This is a genomic window from Cellulomonas algicola, from assembly GCF_003851725.1.
Lineage (GTDB): Bacteria > Actinomycetota > Actinomycetes > Actinomycetales > Cellulomonadaceae > Cellulomonas > Cellulomonas algicola.
Genome location: NZ_BHYL01000359.1, coordinates 1 through 2,129, shown reverse-complemented (window position 1 = coordinate 2,129; position 2,129 = coordinate 1). Strand labels below are relative to the sequence as shown.

At 79.1% G+C, this 2,129-nt stretch carries 1 protein-coding gene and 1 pseudogene; both read right to left on the bottom strand.

Annotation, left to right across the window (positions count from 1 at the left end; all coding sequences use genetic code 11):
* On the bottom strand, window positions 1-989 hold a 989-nt coding region (locus CTKZ_RS19010), incomplete at its 3' end, for a GTPase family protein (protein ID WP_235843558.1).
* A pseudogene (locus CTKZ_RS19005) lies at window positions 986-2,129 on the bottom strand (ABC transporter); the annotation flags it as partial. The gene CTKZ_RS19010 and the pseudogene CTKZ_RS19005, both read right to left, overlap by 4 nt.

Below are 2,129 nucleotides of genomic sequence, written 5' to 3'. Positions count from 1 at the left end.
GCCCGGTCCCCCGCCGACGAGGCGTCCCGTGCGCTGCCGCAGGCCTCGCGCAGCGCGGCGCCCGCGGCCCGGACGTCCGCGACGACGCGCTGGGTGGCGGCCCGACGGCGGCGTGCGGCGTCGGCGAGATGGTCGCGCAGCGCGTCGACGCCCTCGCCCGTCACCGCGCTCACGGGCAGCACCGTGACGTCCCGCAGCCCGTCCTGCGCGGCGATCCGCCGGACGTCCGCCACGACCTCGGTGACCTCGCGCGGCGTCAGCCGGTCGACCTGGTTGAGCGCGAGCAGCAGGACCGGGGAATGCCCCGCCATCGGGCGCAGGTAGCGCACGTGCAGCGCGGCGTCGGCGTACTTCTGCGGGTCGACGACCCAGACGAGCAGGTCGGCGCGCGCGTAGAGACGCTCGGCGACCTCCCGGTGCTCATCGACGACCGAGTCGTGGTCGGGCAGGTCGAGCAGCACGGCGCCCGTCGGCAGGTCGGGCGGTCCGTCGACCGCGCGCGGACGCCGCCGGACGAGCGTCCCGAGGGTGCCGAGCCCGCCTGCCCTCCCCCGCGCCTTCACGACGGCGGCGCCGGCCGCGTCCGGGCTCTCGCCCCCGACGACGACGCGGTCGTGCACCTCGAGCCAGTCGAGCAGGTCGTCGGGTCCGGACGCGGTCGTCCTCGCCGGTCCGGACCCGGCTGTCGCGGCCGGCCCGGGCGGCGGCAGCACCACGGCCAAGGGGCGGCCCGTCGTCGGACGCGTCACGCCCGGGCGGGCGATCTCGGCACCGACGAGCGCGTTGAACAGCGACGACTTCCCCGAGCCGGTCGCGCCTGCGAGCGCCACGACCGTGTACTCGCCCGAGAGCGCGAGCCGCTCGCGCGCCCGGCCGAGGACCTCGGCCGCCGACGACTCGACCTGCGGGTCCACGCGCCCCGCCGCGAGCGCCACCGCCTGCTCGAGCGCGAGGAGCCGCGACGCGGGGTCGACGTCCGCGGGGCTCACGCGCGACCTCCCCCGCGCACGCGCGCCCACCATCCGCGCAGACCGCCCGCTTCCGGTCGGCCCGGCGCCCCGTCGTCCGCGGTCGTGGCGCCCACGTCCGCGTGGGAGCCGACAGGCGGTCGGCCCACCACCCCGGACCCGCGCAGGCGTCCGCCACCGCGCCCGGACGTCGACGCCTTGGTGTCCGCCGCTCCGCCCCGTGCGTGCTTCTCGCTGCCGGACGTCGTGCGCGCGCCGAGCCCGTCGCCGGACGTCGTGCGCGCCGCGACCTCGACGAGCGACGCGCGGGCGCGCAGCGCCCCGCCGTCGACGACGCCCGCCGCGAGCGTCTCGAGCGCCGACGTGAACCGCGACGCCTCGGCGTCGAGCAGCCGCGCGACGCGCGCGTCGAGCCGCTCGTGCGCGGTGCGCGTGAGCCGCCGCACGGCCTCGTCGCCGAAGACGGCCTCGAGGAGCCGCTGCGCGAGCAGCGCCGTACCGCCGACGATGCCGACCTCCGCACCCGTGAGCCCGCCGGTCGACGCGAACACCGCGACCATGAGGGCCGCACCGAGCCCGTTGACGCCGAAGGAGACCGCGCGCGCGGTCGCCCGCTTCTCGGCGCCCTCGCCGCGCACGAGGTCGAGCACGTCGTCCTGCCAGGCGCGCACCTGCTCCTCGGCCCGCACGCGCAGGTCGGCCGACGCGCGCGACAGCGCGAGCCCGTGCAGCAGCGGCTGGCCCGCGGGGTCGTGGTGCCAGTCGGCGTGGGCGCGCGCGGCCGCGTCCTCCGCGGCGTCGACGACCAGCGCCGTCACGCCGTGCCCGACAGCCTGCGCGAGCCCCGGGTCGGCCGCCCGGCGCCCGGTCATCGCGCCGACGACGCGGTCGCGGACCCGTGACACGCCCGCCTCGAGACGTCGGAACCACTCACCGGTCCCGACGACGTCCTGCCACCGCGCGAGCACCTCGCCGCGCAGCATCGTGCCGTCGGACGTCTGCTCGGCGACCCGGACGCGCGCGGCGTCGTAGGCGGCGGCGACGGCGTCGCGCAGCCGGTCGGCCGCGACGCGCTGGTCGTCGGCCGCGTCCGCGACCACCCGGGCGCGCACGGCCACGTCGAGCACGGCGCCGTCGCGCGTCGCGGCGACCGCCCGCGCC